General features: G+C 62.6%; 10 protein-coding genes. 6 read left to right on the top strand and 4 right to left on the bottom strand.

What is annotated here, in order from left to right; all coding sequences use genetic code 11:
• Nucleotides 1-82: 82 nt before the first annotated feature.
• The 4 genes from Q1L59_RS12050 to Q1L59_RS12035 all read right to left on the bottom strand — a co-directional run bounded on the left by Q1L59_RS12050 (nucleotide 83) and on the right by Q1L59_RS12035 (nucleotide 4,725).
• Nucleotides 83-1,717, bottom strand: coding sequence for a peptide chain release factor 3 (locus Q1L59_RS12050; protein ID WP_300332521.1), 1,635 nt, complete (start codon nucleotides 1,715-1,717; stop codon nucleotides 83-85).
• A gap of 15 nt (nucleotides 1,718-1,732) precedes the next feature.
• Nucleotides 1,733-2,518, bottom strand: coding sequence for a glutamate racemase (gene murI, locus Q1L59_RS12045; protein WP_300332519.1), 786 nt, complete (start codon nucleotides 2,516-2,518; stop codon nucleotides 1,733-1,735).
• A 75-nt stretch (nucleotides 2,519-2,593) separates the two neighbouring features.
• Nucleotides 2,594-4,114, bottom strand: coding sequence for a fumarate hydratase (locus tag Q1L59_RS12040; RefSeq protein ID WP_300332517.1), 1,521 nt, complete (start codon nucleotides 4,112-4,114; stop codon nucleotides 2,594-2,596).
• Nucleotides 4,115-4,167: 53 nt separating this feature from the next.
• Nucleotides 4,168-4,725: a TIGR00645 family protein gene (locus Q1L59_RS12035; RefSeq protein ID WP_300332516.1), complete on the bottom strand. Its 558-nt coding sequence runs from the start codon at nucleotides 4,723-4,725 to the stop codon at nucleotides 4,168-4,170.
• 269 nt (nucleotides 4,726-4,994) lie between these two features.
• On the opposite strand from Q1L59_RS12035, the gene acs reads away from it, so the two are divergent.
• The 6 genes from acs (at nucleotide 4,995) to Q1L59_RS12005 (ending at nucleotide 12,991) form a co-directional block, all read left to right on the top strand.
• Nucleotides 4,995-6,959: an acetate--CoA ligase gene (acs, locus tag Q1L59_RS12030; protein ID WP_300332514.1), complete on the top strand. Its 1,965-nt coding sequence runs from the start codon at nucleotides 4,995-4,997 to the stop codon at nucleotides 6,957-6,959.
• A gap of 209 nt (nucleotides 6,960-7,168) precedes the next feature.
• Entirely contained in the window at nucleotides 7,169-9,079 is a 1,911-nt protein-coding gene (locus Q1L59_RS12025; RefSeq protein WP_300332512.1) for a DUF294 nucleotidyltransferase-like domain-containing protein, read from the top strand.
• 5 nt (nucleotides 9,080-9,084) lie between these two features.
• The gene (locus Q1L59_RS12020; RefSeq protein WP_300332511.1) at nucleotides 9,085-9,786 is read left to right on the top strand and encodes a hypothetical protein; all 702 of its coding nucleotides are present in this window, start codon (nucleotides 9,085-9,087) and stop codon (nucleotides 9,784-9,786) included.
• A 12-nt stretch (nucleotides 9,787-9,798) separates the two neighbouring features.
• The gene (locus tag Q1L59_RS12015; RefSeq protein WP_300332509.1) at nucleotides 9,799-11,835 is read left to right on the top strand and encodes a sodium:solute symporter family protein; all 2,037 of its coding nucleotides are present in this window, start codon (nucleotides 9,799-9,801) and stop codon (nucleotides 11,833-11,835) included.
• A 67-nt stretch (nucleotides 11,836-11,902) separates the two neighbouring features.
• On the top strand, nucleotides 11,903-12,169 hold the full coding sequence (locus Q1L59_RS12010; RefSeq protein ID WP_300332507.1) for a DUF4212 domain-containing protein: 267 nt from the start codon (nucleotides 11,903-11,905) through the stop codon (nucleotides 12,167-12,169).
• A 384-nt stretch (nucleotides 12,170-12,553) separates the two neighbouring features.
• On the top strand, nucleotides 12,554-12,991 hold the full coding sequence (locus tag Q1L59_RS12005) for a transcriptional repressor (protein WP_300332505.1): 438 nt from the start codon (nucleotides 12,554-12,556) through the stop codon (nucleotides 12,989-12,991).
• Nucleotides 12,992-13,367: the final 376 nt, after the last annotated feature.

The following is a 13,367-nucleotide window of genomic DNA, read 5'->3' as shown; positions in this document are numbered from 1 at the left end:
AAACGGCAAGCAGCGAGCTGGTGCGCGATGGATCAGCCGCGCAAGAGCGTTGCCTCGCTGCGCCGTCGCTGCAAGCGCTTGGTCAGGCGAACAATTGGCCGTGCTCGCGTGAACTGTGGAATCCGACGCGTGGCCATTTTTCACTGGTGACTTCGAGGTTGTAGCGTGTGCTCGCCAGGTACACCGGGTTGCCGTCTACGTCTTTTGCCAGACGCTGGAACTGTTCGCGTTCGAAGTTGCGCCGGGTGGTCGCGTCGGGAAAGGTCAGCCAGCGTGCGGTATGGATGTCTGCCGCTTCAAAGATCGCATCGACCTTGTACTCGGTCTGCAAGCGGTGTGCGACCACTTCGAACTGCAGGCTACCCACCGCACCGAGCAGGAGTGCGCCGCTCGCCACGTTCTCGAACACCTGGATCGCGCCTTCCTCGCCCAGTTCCTGCAGGCCCTTGAGTAGCTGCTTGCTCTTCAAGGGGTCGCGCAGGCGCGCGACGCGGAAGAGCTCGGGCGAGAAGTACGGAATGCCCTTGAAGGCCAGCGCCTCACCCTCGCTCAGGGTGTCGCCAATGTGCAGATTGCCATGGTTGTGGATTCCGATGATGTCGCCCGCTACGGCGTCCTCCATCAACTGCCTTTCGTTGGCCATGAAGGTGAGGACGTTGGCCAGCTTCATCTCGCGCTCGAGTCGCAGATGTTTCACCTTCATTCCAGGCGCGTAACGGCCCGAGCAGACGCGGAAAAACGCGATGCGGTCGCGATGCTTGGGGTCCATGTTGGCCTGGATCTTGAACACGAAGCCGCTGAAGCTGCTTTCTGCGGGATGAACCAAGCGGCTACCGCCGTCGCGCTCCTGTGGTGACGGCGCCCAGTCGAGCAGGGCTTGGAGGACTTCCTGCACCCCGAAGTTGTTGATCGCCGATCCAAAAAAAACGGGTGACTGGTGCCCAGCCAGGAAACCGACCAGGTCGAAGGGGCTGCTGGCGCTCTGAATCAGCTCGACATCCTCGCGCAGCCGTCCGATCTCTCCCGGAAATCGGGCGTCGAGAAGCGGGTTCGCCAAGCCTTCGAGCCAGGCCGATTCGCTGCGTCTCTCCTCGCCGGGAGCGAAGTGCAGCAGCCGGTCGTCGAGCAGGTGATAGACGCCACCGAAGGTCTTACCCATGCCAATCGGCCACGTAATCGGCGCGCACTCGATGGCCAGGACACGCTCTATTTCTTCCAGCAGGTCAAACGGCTCGCGTACTTCCCGATCGAGCTTGTTGACGAAGGTAATGATCGGCGTGTTGCGCATCCGGCAGACGTTGAGCAGCTTGATCGTCTGTGCCTCGACGCCCTTGGCTGCGTCGATCACCATCACCGCAGCGTCGACTGCGGTCAACACGCGGTAGGTGTCTTCGGAAAAGTCCTCATGGCCCGGCGTATCGAGCAGGTTGATGGTGTGCCCTTGGTACTCGAACTGCATCACCGAGCTGGTGACCGAGATGCCCCGCTGCTTTTCCACTTCCATCCAGTCCGAAGTGGCGTGGCGGGCGCTCTTGCGTCCCTTGACGGTGCCCGCCAATTGTATGGCACCGCCGAAGAGCAGCAGCTTCTCAGTTAACGTGGTCTTGCCCGCGTCGGGGTGCGAAATGATGGCGAAAGTGCGTCGCCTGGCGACATCGCGTTGGATATCTACAGGTTGGAGGGCGCCTTCGCTGTCGCTCGCCTCTAGGGTGGTCATCGTTTCCCGATCATCTCATGCAATAACGAGGTGCGCTGGCTGCGCCAGGCGGCGGGCAAGCCTTTTCAAGCCGAGCGCCGGCAGCGCAGCCTGCAGACGCTCGGGCTGCGCGGTGGCGGCGAGCGTCAGCCTCCCACCACCGGCGGCAGGCGCGTCGGCCAGGCGGATGCACTGCCGGGCGACCGCTTCCGCCACGTCGACCAGCATCGCTTTGCCGGCGACGATAGGTTCCAGCGTCGGCCGCAGGAAGGCGTAGTGCGTGCAGCCGAGGACGATCTGATCGACGCCGGACTCGAGCAGCGGGTCGAGATGACGGTGCGCTTCGTCGACGAAGTCGCCGTCGGTCAAGCGCAGGGCCTCGACCCGCGTCGCCCAGCCTGGACACGCCTCGACGAGAACCTCGACGCTCGTCGCGTGGCGCTCGATGAGTTGTGCCAGCCGCTGGCTGCGGGCAGTCGACGCCGTCGCTAGAACGGCGATCCGTCGACTGCGCGAGGCGGCTGCCGCCGGTTTCACGCCCGGCTCGACGCCGACCACGCGCAGCTCGGGATAGGTCTCGCGGAAAGCCGACACCGCCGCGGCGGTCGCCGTATTGCAGGCGACGACGACGACTCGGCAACCCTGGTCGACCAGGTGGGTGCCGATGCGCAGAACACGGTGGCGGATAAAGCTATCGTCCTTGTCGCCATAGGGCACGTGCGCGGTATCGGCCAAGTAAACCAGGTCGGCGCGCGGCAATCCATCAGCGATTGCCGCGAGCACCGAGAGCCCGCCAAGGCCGCTATCAAAAACCCCGATCATTCGGCGACCCGGAAACCGGCATCAACAATATCTGAGCCGGCGCGCGGCCGGCTCGTCGGTTTCGTGCCCAAAGGCTCAACCAGCGGCGACCGGAATCTTGCCGATTCGGGCTTGCCATTCGCGCGGACCCGTGTTGTGCACCGATGTGCCGTTGGAATCGACCGCGACGGTGACCGGCATGTCGCGCACTTCGAATTCGTAGATCGCCTCCATGCCGAGGTCAGCGAACCCGGCGACGCGCGCTGCCCGGATGGCCTTCGCGACGAGATATGCCGCGCCGCCTACCGCCATCAGATAGGCGGATTTGTGCTGGCGAATCGCCTCGATCGCTGCCGGCCCGCGCTCGGCCTTGCCGACCATCGAAATCAACCCGGTTTGAGCAAGCATCATCTCGGTGAACTTGTCCATGCGTGTCGCCGTTGTCGGTCCAGCCGGACCAACCACCTCGTCACGTACCGGATCGACCGGGCCGACATAGTAGATCACCCGGTTGGTGAAATCGACCGGCAGCTTCTCGCCCCTGGCCAGCATGTCCTGAATTCGCTTGTGTGCGGCATCGCGCCCGGTCAGCATCTTGCCGTTGAGTAGCAATGTCTGTCCTGGCTTCCAGGCGGCGACCTCGGCCGGCGTCAAGGTGTCGAGATTGACCCGCGTTGAAGCCTGGGTATTCGGCGTCCAGTTGACCTTGGGCCACTCGTCGAGATCGGGTGGAGTCAGGTGGGCCGGGCCGCTACCGTCGAGGTGAAAATGCGCATGTCGGGTGGCCGCGCAGTTGGGAATCATGGCGACCGGCAGGCTTGCCGCGTGTGTCGGGTAGTCGAGGATCTTGACGTCGAGGACCGTCGTCAGGCCACCGAGTCCCTGCGCGCCAATGCCGAGCGCGTTTACCTTTTCGTAAAGCTCCAGCCGCAGTTCCTCGACGCGGTTGCCTGCCCCGCGAGCGATCAGCTCATGGATGTCGACCGGCGCCATCAGGGATTCCTTGGCCAGCAGCATCGCCTTCTCCGGTGTACCACCAATACCGATGCCGAGGATCCCCGGCGGGCACCATCCGGCGCCCATCGTGGGGACGGTCTTCAGCACCCAGTCCACGATCGAGTCGGACGGATTGAGCGCGTAGAACTTCGTCTTGTTCTCCGAGCCGCCGCCCTTGGCCGCGCAGATGACCTCGACATGATGGCCAGGAACGATCTCATAATGCACGACGGCCGGTGTATTGTCCTTCGAGTTCCGACGTGCTCCGGCGGGGTCGAGCAGGACCGAGGCGCGCAATTTGTTGTCCGGGTCGTTGTACGCCCGGCGGACGCCCTCGTCACACATTTCCTGGACGGACAGCGTGGCATCCCAATGGACGTCCATGCCGACCTTGAGGAAGATGACCGCGATGCCGGTATCCTGGCAGATCGGACGCCGACCTTCGGCGCACATCCGGCTGTTGGTCAGAATCTGTGCGATGGCGTCCTTGGCGGCCGGGCTTTGCTCGCGTTCGTAGGCCGCGCCCAGCGCCTTGATGTAGTCGAGCGGATGATAGTAGCTGATGTACTGAAACGCATCAGCGATGCTCTGGATAAAATCTTCCTGCTTGATAGTTGTCATTTCAGGCGCTCTCCGGTAGGTTTGGCGGGGCGAGTCCCGCTGCGGTGCTCGTGTCAGTGCTGGCCGGCGTGCTGCTGCTTGCTCATCGCCAGGGTCTGCGTCATCACCCGATCGACCCAGACCATGGCCAGGGCAGAACAGAGGAAAAGGGCGTGGATGACGACCTGCCACTTGATCGTATGCTCGTTGAGGTTGCCGGCGTTGATGAAGGTCTTCAGCAGGTGGATCGACGAAATACCGATGATCGCCGTCGACAGCTTGATCTTGAGTACGCCGGCGTTGACGTGCGAGAGCCATTCGGGCTGGTCTGGGTGACCTTCCAGGTCAAGCCGGGAGACAAAGGTCTCGTAACCGCCGATGATTACCATGATCAAGAGGTTGGCGATCATCACGACATCGATCAGGCCGAGGACGACAAGCATCACCTCGGTTTCGTTGATCCGCGTGCTGCTGAAGAACAGGTTGTGAATCAGATGCGAGAGCTCGACCATGAAGAGATAGACATAGACGCCCTGCGCGATGATCAGGCCGAGGTAGAGCGGCGCCTGTAGCCACCGGCTCCAGAAGATGAACATCTCGAGCCGGTCCACGGTAGGTTTCAGAGAGGCCATTGGCAGTTCTTCGGAGGGTTCGGGACGCCGGATTCTAGCACCAAAAAGGGCCTTTCTCCTGCCGCCGTTCCGCGCCCCGTAAGTGGTGTGTAAGAAAGCGGGGGTTTAATCGCTTGGCATTGACGCGACCGACTGTGCGGCTGCCGGCGTCTGTTCGCTTGCCGCCTCAGGCCGGGCGCACAATACATCCTGAGTGGATTCGGTTTTTTCCGCTTGCTGTCCTGACTCCTTCACTCCTCCAACACAATATTCTGCATGGGAGATGCGACATGTCACTGAACGAGGCCGTAAAATTTTTTGAGCCGTCCGCCGAGTTCGTCAAACAGGCGACGATATCGGGCATGGATGCGTACAAGGCGCTGTGCGCCGAGGCCGCCAGCGATTACGAGGGCTACTGGGCTCGCCTGGCTCGTGAACACGTCTCGTGGAAGCAGCCGTTCACCCAGGTGCTCGATGAATCAAACTCTCCTTTCTTCAAATGGTTTGCCGACGGCACGCTGAACGTGTCGTACAACTGTCTCGATCGCAACGTCGAAGCGGGTCTGGGCGACAAGGTTGCGATCATCTTCGAAACCGACGGCGGCGAGGTCAAGCGCGTCACCTACTCGCAGTTGCTGTCGCAGGTCAGTCAGTTTGCCAACGGCTTACGCGCGCTCGGCATCAAGAAGGGCGACCGCGTCATCATCTATATCTCGATGGGCATCGAAGGGATCGTCGCCATGCAGGCGTGCGCCCGCATCGGGGCCATCCACTCGGTAGTCTTCGGCGGGTTCTCGGCGCAGTCGGTACGCGATCGGATCAACGATGCGGGTGCGGTGGCGGTGATCACCTGCGACGAGCAATGCCGTGGCGGCAAGAAGATTCCGCTCAAGCCGGCGGTCGACGAAGGGATCGCGCTGGGCGGTTGCGAGTCGATCAGGAATGTCATCGTCTTCCAGCGTACCGGTGGCCCGTGCACGATGGTGTCGGGCCGCGATGTCTGGTGGCACGACGTGATTGCCGGACAGTCGGACGTTTGCGAGCCGGAATGGGTGGGGGCCGAGCATCCGCTCTTCCTGCTCTATACCTCAGGTTCGACCGGCAAGCCGAAAGGCGTTCAGCACTCGACCGGGGGCTATCTGCTGCACGCCATTCTGACGATGAAGTGGACCTTTGATCTGAAGCCGCACGACCTCTTCTGGTGCACGGCGGATATCGGCTGGGTCACCGGCCACACCTACATCGCCTACGGGCCTCTGGCCTGCGGCGGGACCGAAATGGTTTTCGAAGGCATCCCGACCTACCCCGATGCCGGGCGTTTCTGGAAGATGATCCAGGAGCACAAGATCAGCATTTTCTACACCGCGCCGACGGCGATTCGTTCGCTGGTCAAGGCGGCCGATACCACGCCGGCGGTTGCGCCGGCGCAGTACGATCTTTCGTCGTTGCGTCTGCTGGGAACGGTCGGCGAGCCGATCAATCCGGCGGCCTGGCAGTGGTACTACGACAAAGTGGGCGGCGGTCGCTGCCCGATCGTCGATACCTTCTGGCAGACCGAGACGGGTGGCCATATGATTACGCCGCTGCCTGGTGTGACGCCCCTGGTTCCCGGCTCGTGCACCCTGCCTTTCCCGGGAATTCAAGCGGCTGTCGTCGACGAAACGGGCACCGAACTCGATTGGGGCAAAGGTGGCCTGCTGGTCGTCAAGCGTCCGTGGCCGGCGATGATTCGAAACATCTGGGGCGACCCTGAGCGGTTCCGCAAGTCCTACTATCCGGACGACTTCGCGGGCAAGCTGTATCTGGCTGGTGACGGCTCGGTGCGCGATGTGAATACCGGCTACTTCACGATTACCGGTCGCATCGACGATGTTCTGAACGTTTCCGGCCACCGCATGGGTACGATGGAGATCGAATCGGCTCTCGTTTCGCACCCGATGGTTGCCGAAGCGGCGGTGGTCGGTCGTCCTGACGACCTGACCGGTGAAGCGATCTGCGCCTTCGTCGTGCTCAAAGGCGCCCGGCCAACTGGTGAAGCGGCCAAGAACATGATCAAGGAACTGCAGGATCACGTCGGTCGCGAGATCGGTCCGATCGCCAAGCCGAAGGATCTCCGTTTCGGCGAGAACCTGCCGAAGACGCGCTCGGGCAAGATCATGCGCCGCCTGCTGCGCTCGCTGGCCAAGGGTGAAACGGTTGCGCAGGATGTGTCAACGCTTGAAAACCCGGCTATTCTCGATCAACTGAAGGGGTAGCCTGACCATAGGCAAGGGGGCTAGGCGCGGTGCGCGCCCAGCCCCGGAAATCCCTGGCGCACGGCAGGCGCGTCAGGGGCGCCTGACCCTGGCCCCGCACGGCTGGCGCGGCAGGCCGCTACCCGTGCGGCAAGCGTCAGGGCAAACAGCAACAGACTTCCGGACCGGCGCCGGAGACGCCGGCCGGCCGGTAAAGCCAGGGAACAGGAATGGCCAATAGTGCGACTGAGATGTTGATTTCGGCGTGCATCCGCTTCCTGCAAGCCTACCCGCCTTTCGACCGGATGGAAGTCGAGGCCGTACGCTTCATTGCCGAGCGCGCCAAGTTGGCGCATTACCCAAAAGGCGCGCAGATCCTCGGCAGCGAGATGGGCGTCGCGCGCAGTCTCTACATCGTTCAATGTGGCCGGGTGCGGGTGAAGGCAGGCAGCCCGCTTGCCAACGTCGAGTACTCGTCGGTTACCCTCGGGCCGGGCCAGGCGTTCTCGATCGGCGCCCTGATGGCCCAACGTCCGTCGGCCAATGCCTACGTAGCGCGCGAAGATGTCTTCTGCTACGAGTTGCCGTCAGACGATTTCTTCACGCTGACCCAAAAGAGCACCGCGTTCAACCTCTTCTGCACGCAACACATCGCCGGTCTGCTCAACCAGTCGCGCCAGCAACTGCAGCTCCAGTTCGCTCAACGCGCATCCGAACAGAAGACGATGAACTCGCCGCTGACCGCGATCGTCAAGCGAGAACCCGTTGCCGTTGGACCCCAGGCGACGATTCGCCAGGTCGTCGAAACGATGGCCGGACAGCATCTTGGCTCGATGGTCGTGGTGGACGAAGCGAGTCATCCGATAGGCATTTTCACGCTGTCGGATGTGCTGAAACGCATCGTCCTGCCAGGTGTTCCGCTTGACCAGCCGATTTCCAGCGTGATGTCGGGGTCGCCGCAGACGCTGCCGCTGGCGGCCAACGCGCACGACGCGGCGCTCGTCATGGCGATGCACGGGGTTCGCCACGTGCTCGCCGTGGACGAAGGCGGCAGTCTGCGCGGGGTGATCTCCGAGCGCGATCTGTTCAAGCTGCAAGGCGCCGGTCTGCGCCAGATTCGGCACGCGATCGATGCGGCAACCAGCATTCAGGTTCTGCAGCATGCACGCGCCGACGTACGCCAACTGGCGCTGACGATGTTGGCCGAGGGGGTCGGCGCGCAGGAGATCACACAGTTCATTTCGACGCTGAACGATACGGTGACGCGGCGCATCATCAGCCTCAATCTGGAACGTCACGACTTCTACGGTATTGACTGGGCGTGGCTCTCGTTTGGTTCGGAGGGACGCGACGAGCAGACGTTCAGCACGGACCAGGACAATGGCATCGTCTTCGTGTGTACCGACATCATGGACCGCGAGCAGACGCAACTGCGCTTCATCGAGTTCGCGCGCGAGGTCAATGAGGATCTCGACAGGTGTGGCTTCCCGTTGTGCAAGGGCAACATCATGGCGAGCAACCCCGACCTCTGCCTGACCATCGACGAGTGGGAGGAGAGGTTTGCCCAGTGGATACATACTCCGGAGCCGCAGGCGCTGCTCAATGCAACGATCTTCTTTGACTTTCGGCCGCTGCATGGCCGCTTCAATCTGGCGCATCGCCTGCGCCTGTCACTGCTTCGCCAGACGCGGGGAAATCCGCTCTTCCTGCGCATGTTGGCGCAGAACGCACTCAGCGTTGCGCCGCCGCTCGGGCGCTTTCGCGACTTTGTTACCGACGGCGATCCCGATCATCCCGGCTGCATCGACTTGAAGAAGTTCGGGGTTCGCCTGTTCACCGATGCGGCGCGCGTTTTTGCCCTGGCCCGCCAGGTCGAGGCGACCAACACCGTGCACCGCTTGAAGCGGGCCGGTGCCTTGATGAACATCCCGGCTGAAGATGTGGCAGCGAGCATCGAAGGTTTCAATTTTCTGCAACTGCTACGTTTGCGCCACCAGCATTTCGAACAGGAACAAGGGCGGGCCGGCGACAATTTCGTTAGCCCGGACGACTTGAACGAAATCGAACGCCGGATCCTGAAGGAAGCGTTCCGCCAGGCTCGCAAGCTGCAGGCGCGCCTGAAAATCGACTATCAACTCTGATCCGCATGGCCTGGTACTCCCGCTTCTTCCCATCACCCGACCTGCGTCAGCCTGCCTTGGCGGCCGAGCAGCAGCAGGCGATTGCTGCCTGGGAGCAGTTGCCGGCAGCCGACCTCCGGCGTTCGCACTATCGCTCGCGCTACGTCGTCATCGATGTCGAAGCGGCCGGTGCGAACAGCGACTGCCTGCAGACACTGGGCAGTGTGGCCGTCGTCGACGGATTGATCGATTTTGCCGATGCTGCGTACGTGGACCTCTCGTCGCTTGCGCCTGGGCATCAGGCGGACGACTCACAGCAGGGCGCGGCGCGCGCGTCGTCGGAGGGGCGTTTGATCGATGAACTGATTTCGTTTCTCGGTTTCACGGCCAAGGCCCCACTCGTTGCCTATCACGCGGCCTTTACCGCCAGACTGGTCGAGCAGACGCTGGCAGCGACACTGGGCATCGTTTGGCGCCAGCCCTGGATCGATCTCGACTGGGTGATGTCGGACCTTTTCCGTGAAGTCGAGGCGCGCAGTCGTCTCGACGACTGGTTGATGCACTTCGACATTGACAGCATCCAGCGGCATCATCCCGTTTCGGATGCCTACGTGACTGCCAAGTTGCTGCAGATCACGATCGCGCGCGCGGCGCGCAAGGGGTTTGACACGCCGGCCGCTTTGCTCGAGGTCGAAAAAGCACGTCGCCACATGCACCAGAGTGTCTAGCGTCGATCGCCAATGGCTGAATACACGACCCCGCTGCGACGTTACTACGCTTTCTACACGGCCGGCTTCTTCGTCTTCATTCTGGTTCTTGCCATTCTCGAGCGCTACGGCATGCCGCCACGCTGGGTTGGCTACTCCTTCCTCTTCCTGACCATTTTCCTCTACGCAACGATCGGCGTTCTGGCGCGCACGGCCAGCGTCTCCGAGTACTATGTCGCCGGCCGACGAGTGCCGGCGGTCTTCAACGGGATGGCGACCGGTGCCGACTGGATGAGTTCAGCATCCTTCATGGGGCTCGCCGGGACGCTCTACCTTTCCGGTTATCAGGGCCTGGCTTACGTCATGGGGTGGACCGGTGGTTACGTATTGGTCGCGCTGCTGTTGGCTCCCTATTTGCGGCGATTTGGCCAGTTCACCATTCCCGACTTCCTTGCCGCGCGCTACGGTGGTAGCCCGGCGCGACTGGTCGGCGTCTTCGCGACCGTTCTTGCCTCGTTCATCTACGTCGTTGCCCAGATTTACGGCGTCGGCCTGATCACCAGCCGCTTCGTCGGTTTGCAGTTCGAAATCGGCGTCTTCGTCGGACTTGCCGGCATTCTTGTCTGCTCGTTTCTGGGTGGGATGCGTGCCGTCACCTGGACGCAGGTTGCTCAGTATGCCATTCTGATCGTCGCCTACCTCGTTCCGGTGACCATCCTCTCCTATCAGGTGACCGGCATCCCCTTGCCGCAGCTCACTTACGGACAGGTTCTCCAGAAGGTGCAGGTGCTGGAGGAAAAGATCTTCGCCGACCCCGCAGAGATCGACGCTCGCCAGCACTTTCGTCAGCGTGCCGATGCCTATTACCAGCGAATCTTGACGCTGCCCGAGTCACTGGCTGACGAACGACGTAGTCTCGCCGAGCAGATCGATGCGTTGAAGAGCAGCAACGCCCAGATGCGCGAGGTCGCTGCGCTCGAGCGCCAGCGGCGGGAACTTCCCGCAACCAGCGAGGATGCACGCAAGTACTGGGAAGACCTGCTGCGCGAATCCGGGCAGCGCGCCAGCGCGCCCGAACACCATGTGACGCCCTATCCTGGCTCCGGCGAAACGGCGAACGATACCGCACGCGTCAACTTCCTCAGCCTCGTCTTCTGCCTGATGGTGGGCACCGCGGCGCTGCCGCACGTGCTCATGCGCTACTACACGACGCCCAGCGTGCGAGAAGCGCGCACCTCGGTGTTCTGGTCGCTCTTCTTCATTCTCGTGCTTTACCTGACCGCGCCGGCCTATGCCGTTTTTGCCAAGTACGAGGTGTACACCACGCTCGTCGGTTCCTCGATTGCTCAACTGCCCGTCTGGGTCAGTGCCTGGGGCAAGATCGGCCTGGTCTCGATCGAAGATGTCAATGGCGACGGTCTCCTCCAACTGGCAGAGCTGGCGCTCAATCCCGATGTAATCCTGCTTGCTACGCCCGAGATTGCCGGTCTGCCCTACGTCATTTCGGGGCTGGTGGCCGCTGGTGCGCTGGCCGCCGCGTTGTCGACCGCCGATGGTCTGCTGCTGACCATCGCCAGCGCGCTGTCGCACGACGTGTACTACAAGGTCTTCCGGCCGCAAGCCTCGACCCAGTGGCGCTTGGTCGTTTCCAAGTCGCTCCTTCTGGTTGTTGCCGTATTGGCTGCGACGGTAGCCTCGCAGAAGCCGGCAACGATCCTGTTCATGGTCGCCTGGGCTTTTTCCCTTGCCGGCGCGGCGCTTTTTCCGGCCTTGATTCTCGGCGTTTTCTGGAAGCGAGCCAATCGTGTGGGAGCGATCAGCGGGATGCTGGTAGGTCTGCTCGTGACCATCTACTACATGGTGCGTGTCCAGTTCGACAACATTCCATGGCTAGGTATACAGGGGATAGGCATGGAGCCCTGGCTGGGAATTCAGTCGACGGCTGCTGGTGTTTGGGGAGTGGCTGCCGGATTCCTGACGATCATTGCCGTCAGCCTGATCGGCAGCCCGCCCAGCCGGGAAACCCAGGAATTCGTCGAGAGCGTTCGCCATCCGGAAGGCGACGCCTGATGCCTGGTCGCGGCCGGACAGCAGCTTGGACGACGGCGCGCGCGCAAGGCAGCGGGGAGCGCGCGGGATGAGCCGGCCCGGGCGCGAAAGCTATTGGCGACGCAATCTGCAGATGACGGCGGTCCTTCTTACGATCTGGTTCATCGTCACCTTCGTGGTCAGTTTCTATGCGCGTGAACTCGCGGACATCGTCATCCTTGGCTTTCCCCTCGGCTTCTACATGGGGGCGCAGGGGGCACCAATCGTTTATGTCCTGATCATCTGGTGGTACGCGCGCTACATGAACAAGCTGGACAGCGAGTATGGCGTACGCGAGACGGACGCCGAGCCATGAAAGCGGCAGCAACTTTCGCTTCCGGCAGTTCAGTTCGCCAGGTGTGCCGACTCGAAGGGCGATCGGGCTGAGCGAGCGCGAGCGCTTCGAGCGCAGGACAGCGCACGTTGCTCTCCTCGCGCGCAGTGCTGTGACGGCGGGTGTCCATCAGCGATAGCGGATTGAGCCCGGGCAGCGGAAGGTCGCATAATTCGCCTCAGGACGATGTCAAGGGCAAGCAGCTTTCAGAGCGAATGGGCGAGTATGCGATCTGGCTGGGCAAGCGGAGCGAGTGCCAACAACTCGGGGCGGGAAGGGGCAGCGGAGCAGCGCGACGCGCCGAGGGTTGAGTCGATTCCACCGAATCAGCGCGCCGCCACTGGCCGTTCGGAGCGCGGCGACAGTTTGGCGTCGCCCTATGGTCTGGCGTCAGTCGTCGGACCCAGCAGTTCGCAGCGGATTGCCGCGCGTGGCGGGCGAGTCACGCGCACGCGTACCGCCGTCCTCGATACGCTGTGTAGCGCCAGTCAGCCGCTGGCGCACGAGGAGGTCGGTGCGGCACTCGCCGCTGCCGGCATTGCGCACGATCGGGTGACGCTATACCGCACGCTCGATTGGCTGGTGACCCATGGTCTGGCGCATCGTGTGGCCGGTAGCGACCGCATCTGGCGCTTCAACGCAACCGTTGAAGAGGGCCGAAGCCACGCCCATTTTCAGTGTGCGCGCTGCGGAGCAGTCTTTTGCCTCGAGACTACCTCGCCGACGCTCGCTGCGACGCTACCCCCGGGCTTCCGGTTCGAGCGAGCAGAGCTCACTGTCTACGGTGTTTGTCCGAACTGTTGACGGCGGGAAGACCGACCGCGTCGCGGGCGCTGCCGGCACGCGCAGACGCTGTGTGGACGCGCGGCGCGGCGCATCCTTTCCTCGACGAGGCTGACCCGGGCTGTATCGATGGCGCGCCGGCCGGCGTGGTCGCCCAGTGCTCAGATGCGGCTGGTGCGTTCTAGCTGATGCGCTACGCGAGCAGCAACGGCCCGCGCAGATGACGGGCTCGTGTTGCCGGCTGCGCGGTCAGCGCTGCCGACGGGTCTCGCCCGCTTAGGACGCAAGCAAAAATAACTTGAACAATACGAGCTATTTGTCATTGTTCCGGGGTATCAGCCGGTAGTTCCATTCGCCATGAAACGCGTCGCGCTCGATGGCAAGCGAAGCAAGTTCT

Origin of the sequence: Accumulibacter sp., assembly GCF_029255125.1 — a bacterium.
GTDB lineage: Bacteria > Pseudomonadota > Gammaproteobacteria > Burkholderiales > Rhodocyclaceae > Accumulibacter.
This window is presented reverse-complemented; position numbering and strand designations above follow the sequence as displayed.